Source organism: Nostocoides veronense, assembly GCF_039531185.1.
GTDB lineage: Bacteria > Actinomycetota > Actinomycetes > Actinomycetales > Dermatophilaceae > Nostocoides_A > Nostocoides_A veronense.
Genome location: NZ_BAAAPO010000043.1, coordinates 1 through 5,532, shown reverse-complemented (window position 1 = coordinate 5,532; position 5,532 = coordinate 1). Strand labels below are relative to the sequence as shown.

Sequence of the window (5,532 nt, the reverse complement as noted above, 5' to 3'; positions counted from 1 at the left end):
CGCCCACACACGCACCTCGCCGTCGGCGTGTTTCCCGAACTCGACGGGCCGCGGGCGAGCCTGTGGATGGCGGCGAGCGCCGCGCGGCCGTGCGGCTTAGGGTCGGCGGCATGGAGTTCGCGCTCACCCTGCTCGCCGCCGTGGCCGGCGGCCTCGGCGGCTGGTGGGCTCGGGCGCGCCTCGCCGGCGGGGCGTTCCGGTATGACGATGACCCGCCCCCGCGACCGGCGCGCTGGCTGCCGCCGGTGACGTCCGCGACGGCCGGGGTCACGGCATACGGCCTCTCGGACTGGCCCCTCAGCGTCGTGCTGACCGGCGTGCTCGCGGTGATCGTCGGGCTCGCGCTCGCCGCGATCGACTTAGAGGTTCACCGGCTCCCGCGCGCGATCACCTGGCCTGCTTATCCGGCGCTGCTCGGGCTGACCACCCTCAACTCGTGGGCCATCGACTCCTGGCAACCCCTGCAGCGCGCCGCGATGGTTGGGGCGACCTTGTGGGCGGCATACCACCTGCTGCACCTGATCGCCTTGCGCCGCGGGCTCGGGCGCGGCGATGTCACGCTCGCCGGGCTCATCGGGATCCTGCTCGGCTGGTTCGGCTGGCCACCCGCCCTCGTCGCCACCTACCTGACGTTCGTCATCGCCGGCGTGTATGCCGCGGCCCTGCTGGTCCGCCGCCGGGCCGCGCGCAACACCCGAATCGCGTTCGGCCCCTTCATGATTGGCGCCGCGCTCCTGCTCCTCCCGTTCCAGTAACCCGCCTCTCCCCCGGGCCGCCGGTGCCGGATGTAGGTTTCCCGCCCAGTGCCGCAAACCCTTTGTTTGTGTCAGAAGCTTTCCGGCACAAAGGAAGGGTTTCCGGCATCGGGCGGGAAACCTACAGGCTCCCGCGCGTCACGGGTCAGGCGGGGAGGGACTCCATGATCTCGCGCATCAGGGCGGCGGTTTCGGACGGGGTCTTGCCGACCTTGACGCCGGCCGCCTCGAGGGCTTCCTTCTTGGCCTGGGCGGTGCCGGAGGAGCCGGACACGATGGCACCGGCGTGGCCCATCGTCTTGCCCTCGGGCGCGGTGAAGCCGGCGACATAGCCGACGACTGGCTTGGTCACGTGCTCCTTGATGTATGCCGCGGCCCGCTCCTCCGCGTCGCCACCGATCTCGCCGATCATCACGATCGCCACGGTCTCGGGGTCGTTCTCGAAGGCTTCGAGGCAGTCGATGTGGGTGGTGCCGATGATCGGGTCACCGCCGATGCCGACGCCGGTGGAGAAGCCGAAGTCGCGCAGTTCGAACATCATCTGATAGGTCAAGGTGCCCGACTTCGACACCAGACCGATCTTGCCCGGGCCGGCGATGTCGGCGGGGATGATGCCGGCATTCGACTTCCCGGGGCTGATCAGGCCGGGGCAGTTCGGGCCGATGATCCGGGTGCCCTTGCCGAGGCTGTAGTTGTAGAACTCAGCGGTGTCCTTGACCGCGACGCCCTCGGTGATGACGACCGCGAGGCCGATCCCGGCGTCGATCGCCTCGATGACGGCGGCCTTGGTGAAGGCCGGGGGCACGAAGAGCACCGAGACATCGGCGCCGGTCTGCGCCATCGCCTCGGCGACGGTCCCGAAGACCGGGACCTGCTTGCCCTCGGGGAAGTCGACGGTCGTGCCCGCCTTACGCGGGTTCACCCCGCCCACCACATTGGTGCCCGAGGCGAGCATGCGCGTGGTGTGCTTCAAGCCTTCGGAGCCGGTCATGCCCTGAACGATGACCTTGGAGTTTTCGGTGAGAAAGATTGCCATGGCTGTTGTATGCCGTCCTTATCCCTGGGTCCGTTGCGTTCAGTTGGCCGCGGCGGCGAGTTCGGCGACGCGGCGCGCGGCGCCGTCCATCGTGTCGACGCGCTCCAGCAGCGGAAGGGCAGCCTCATCGAGGATTCGGCGACCCTCTTCGGCGTTATTGCCGTCGAGGCGCACGACCAGCGGCTTGGGCGACTTGCCGTGGCCTTCGAGGATTCCGTAGGCCTTGACGATGCCATCGGCGACCGCATCGCAGGCGGTGATGCCGCCGAAGACGTTAACGAAGACCGCCTTGACCTGCTTGTCCTCGAAGATCACATCGAGGCCGTTGGCCATCACCTCGGCATTGGCGCCGCCGCCAATGTCGAGAAAGTTCGCGGGCTTGGGGTGGGCACCGTCGGCATTCGTGAACTCCTCGCCGGCATAGGCCACGACATCCAGGGTGCTCATGACCAGGCCCGCGCCATTGCCGATGATGCCGACATCGCCGTCCAGCTTGACGTAGTTCAGGTGCCGCTCAATCGCCAGGACTTCCAGCGGGTCGGTCTTGGAGTGGTCGACAAAGGCGTCGTGCTCCGGGTGGCGGAAGTCGGAGTTCTCGTCGATCGAGACCTTGCCGTCGAGGGCGACGATCTCGCCGTCCTCGGTCTTGACCAGCGGGTTGACCTCGACCAAGGTCGCATCCTCGTCGCGGTAAACCCCCCACAGCTTCTGCAGGACGGGCACGATCTTCTCGCCGGTCTCGGCGTCAAAGCGGGCCGCCTCCACGATCTCGCGGGCCTTGGCGTCATCGATGCCGACATTGGGGTCCACCGCGATCCGGGCGAGCGCCTCGGGGCGCTCGACCGCGAGCGTCTCGATGTCCATGCCGCCCTCTTTGGAGCACATGGCGAGATAGCCCCGGTTGGCCCGGTCGAGCAGGATCGAGAAGTAATACTCCTCGGCGATCTTCGCGCCCTGGGCGATCATCACGGTCTTGACCGTGTGGCCCTTGATGTCCATGCCGAGGATCTGCTCGGCATACTCCTGCGCCTCGTCCGCGGTCTTGGCGACCTTGACGCCGCCAGCCTTGCCACGGCCACCGGTCTTGACCTGGGCCTTGACGACGGTGACGCCACCGCTCTTGGCGCCGACCGTCTCGGCCGCAGCGCGCGCCTGCTCGGGAGTCGTGGCGACGGCGCCGCCGAGCACGGGGACCCCGTGCTGCTCGAAAAGGTCACGTGCCTGGTACTCGTAAAGGTCCACGCTTGGTCCGTCCTCGCTTGCATCGATGCGGCAGGGGTCGGTCCGAGCCTAAAGGGTTCGGCGCAATGATCCCGACCAGATCACCGGTCGGACGGATCACATGACCCGCCATCCGGCGCTCAAAGTGACCGTTCGCGGGCTACCGGCGGGTATGCCGTCAACCGAGGCCGACCTTCTCCCAGGTCTCACCCTGATCGGTGCTGCGCCAGAATCCGCGGAAGCCGTCGGCGGGGATCGCGTAATACCAACTGGCACCCGGCGAAGCCACCCAGCGCCAGCCACGCTCGGGAATCGGCGGCGCGACTGCCGGCACCTGCCAGCTCTGGCCACCATCGTGCGAGACCAGCAGCCGACCGTCCCCCGAGCGGCCGCCGGAGGCCGCGACGAGGTTCTCCTCGCCGGTGGCCGCGAAGCTTGCGAAGACGCCAGGACCCAGAAGCGCCGAGCCGTCGATCGGCGTGAACTCAGGCTGCTGACCGGAAGACTGCGCTGTCTTCGCGAAGCTCCACTCGCCATCACCGGTGCGGCAGGCGCGGAAGTCGAGCGCCCCGCCCGAGGCCGCGACATAACTCCCGCGCACATCACCACAGCCGAGGTCGATGCCGGTCATGGTGTCGCCGGCCACGGCATACGCGCCGGCCCCGGACGTGCCGACAGCGGCGACCTGCACGATCGCGGCGCCCTGCAGCGTGAACTCGACATCTGCCGAGTCGGTTGCCTCCGTCATCGAGACGCGACCAATCTCGCGCGTCGCCATATCGTTGATCGTCGTCTTCTGCACGGAGACATCCCCGCTGCACTTGGTGCCGTCACATCCGTCGAGCGCCACCGTCAGGACGGCGTCCGTCCCATTGGTGGCGAGGTCGACGACGGCCTGTCCGTCATGCTCGACCGCTTCCCAGTGACTGCCACCGTCGGTGGTCTTCATCAACCGGCCACCGAAGATCCAGCCGACCTCGGGGTTGGCCATCCGGATCCCGGTCAGGGCGTTGTCGGTCCCAACAGAGCTCACCGCACCGCGCCCGGGGCTTTCGACATTGTCGACGCTCGCGACGATATTCCAGGTCTTGCCATTGTCGGTGGACCGGATGACGGTGGCGCAGCCCCTGCCGCTGCAGGTCCCAGAGCCGAGTGCCAGGATGGTGTCCTTGCCGGCATAGCTCATCGACATCAGTGAGAAGTCTTGCGGGACAGGCAGGTTCGTCGGGTTAATCGTTGAGGTCTTGCTGGTCGGGCGCGACGCGGAGGTGGTCGGCTCGGTCACCGACGGGGTCGCCGACGACGTGCTGGAGGTATGCGGACCGCTCGCGCTGGTCGTCTGGCTCACCGACGTTTGTCGACCCGCGACCCGGTCACCACCATCGCCACCCGGCAGCGAGCCGCGCAGCAGCCAGCCACCGGTTCCGGCGAGCGTGGCCGCGGCGGCGACCGCCGCGGCATACCCGATCCACCGGCGCTGGGGCGCACGGCGAGCCCGGGCCTGGCCGACGATGTCGTGCCAGCGGTCCTCGCCGCCGGGCAGTGGCTCGATCGCGCCGCGTTCTCGGGCGAAGAACTCCTCGATGGGATCGTGGTCGTTCATCGGGCACCCTCCAGTCGGGCCGCGAGACGCTGGCGGGCATCCCACAGATCACGTTTGACGGCCCCCTCGGATTTGCCGAGTTGCCCGGCCACCTGGGCGATGGACAGGTCGGCGAAGTAATGCAGCATGACGGCGGTGCGCAGCCGGTCTGGCAGGGACTGCACGGCATCGCGCACGGACAGATCGCGGGCCAGGTCGTGTTCGGATCCGGTCTCGATGTCGTGACCGACCTTGCCATAGGCCACCTGTTCGCGGCTCTTCTTGCGCCAGTGGTCGCGGATGATGTTCGCGGCGGCGGTGTAGAGCCAAGCGCGCGGCTCGGCGACAGTCCCCCAATGGGCGAGCAGGCGAACGAAGGCCTCGGTGGCCACATCATGGGCGAGGTCGCGGTCGCCGACGAGCTGGGCGCACCAGCCGGCGAGCATGCCGTAGTTGGCGCGGTAGACCTCCCGGACCGCGGCTTCATCCGCGGCCGAACCGCTGACGCCGTTGGCCACAGCCCTCCTATCCCAGCTCAGCCCTCGGGGCACGGCGATCGCGGTCATATGGTGTGGACGCCGCTGGCCGGTCCACGGTTGGGTGCTTTTTCCCCCCGATTACGACCCCGATGGTACGACTCGCGCGTGCCGCCGGCATGCCGTGGCCACGCCGGCCACGCGCGGCGGGAACGCGGCAGCATACCTGCAGGTCAGGGCGGGCTCGGGCGCGACGGGCGAGTTCGAGGCCGGTTATCACGTGGGCAGCATCACGCGGCGGCGAAGGTCCTTGAATTTTGGATAACGAAACGATCACGCTACCGTAGAAAGAACGCCCCCTTCCCGGGCCATCCCCCCAGGCCCCTCCCCCCTAAGCCCGGATCCACCGATGACGTTTTTGCTGTCGGCGCCGCGACGTTGAGGCTCGGTTGATGGTGTCGG

Annotated in this window: 5 protein-coding genes; 1 reads left to right on the top strand and 4 read right to left on the bottom strand. The window is 68.3% G+C overall.

Going from position 1 to position 5,532, the window contains the following annotated elements; translation table 11 throughout:
• Positions 1-110 precede the first annotated feature (110 nt).
• Positions 111-755, top strand: a complete 645-nt coding sequence (locus tag ABD225_RS14300; RefSeq protein ID WP_344086803.1) for a prepilin peptidase — start codon at positions 111-113, stop codon at positions 753-755.
• Between the two features lie 145 nt (positions 756-900).
• Here the strand turns inward: ABD225_RS14300 and sucD are convergent, their stop codons facing one another.
• From sucD to ABD225_RS14280, 4 genes are all read right to left on the bottom strand, one after another.
• Positions 901-1,791 carry a succinate--CoA ligase subunit alpha gene (sucD, locus tag ABD225_RS14295; protein ID WP_344086800.1) on the bottom strand — a complete coding sequence of 297 codons (891 nt, stop codon included), beginning with the start codon at positions 1,789-1,791 and terminating at the stop codon, positions 901-903.
• A gap of 39 nt (positions 1,792-1,830) precedes the next feature.
• Positions 1,831-3,033: an ADP-forming succinate--CoA ligase subunit beta gene (gene sucC / locus ABD225_RS14290; protein ID WP_344086797.1), complete on the bottom strand. Its 1,203-nt coding sequence runs from the start codon at positions 3,031-3,033 to the stop codon at positions 1,831-1,833.
• Positions 3,034-3,190: 157 nt separating this feature from the next.
• Positions 3,191-4,615, bottom strand: coding sequence for a beta propeller repeat protein (locus ABD225_RS14285; RefSeq protein WP_344086794.1), 1,425 nt, complete (start codon positions 4,613-4,615; stop codon positions 3,191-3,193).
• Complete coding sequence (locus tag ABD225_RS14280; protein ID WP_344086791.1) at positions 4,612-5,112, bottom strand: RNA polymerase sigma factor; 501 nt, start codon at positions 5,110-5,112, stop codon at positions 4,612-4,614. Before ABD225_RS14280 ends, ABD225_RS14285 begins: the two co-directional genes overlap by 4 nt.
• Positions 5,113-5,532 lie beyond the last annotated feature (420 nt).